Raw genomic sequence first — 434 nt, 5'->3', positions numbered from 1 at the left:
ATATTGACCATTCTTTTCCTGTGAAGGATGTGAAAAGTTATAGAGATTATTTGCGTTGTCTTCCTTCGCATTCTTCTTTGTTTTTGGATTACATAGAAAGCAGGGGATATGGTTTTTTAAGATTCAACGAATATTTGAACGATGACGAGGATGATTTTTGTTACGAGTGTGTTTTTGTTAATGACAATAAAGATGAGATACGCCTTTGGGTTAAAGATTTAGAAGAATGTGACAAGGATGGTTTGTATTCGAGTATCGATAATTTAGATTTGGAAAATTGTACGTCTGATGATTTTAAAAGAAGACTCTCAACGATTTGCGAGAAATTTTTTGGATCGTTGTCATGAGTTATCAATTCGCACATTTTGAGATGCTGAGTCGTAAAGTGCTTGTAAAGCCTTCCGACAAGGCAACGAAGTCTAAGAAGTGGAATA

At 34.8% G+C, this 434-nt stretch carries 1 protein-coding gene; it reads left to right on the top strand.

Translation table 11 applies throughout. From position 1 onward, the window contains the following. Positions 1-347, top strand: a 347-nt coding sequence (locus tag KP705_RS17920; protein ID WP_215765268.1) for a hypothetical protein, incomplete at its 5' end; no start/stop codon positions are given. Positions 348-434 lie beyond the last annotated feature (87 nt).

The organism is Gluconobacter sp. P1D12_c (assembly GCF_018812105.1).
Taxonomy (GTDB): Bacteria; Pseudomonadota; Alphaproteobacteria; order Acetobacterales; family Acetobacteraceae; genus Gluconobacter; species Gluconobacter oxydans_A.
Note: the sequence above shows the minus strand (reverse complement) of the source record. Positions and strands in the feature narration are given on the sequence as shown.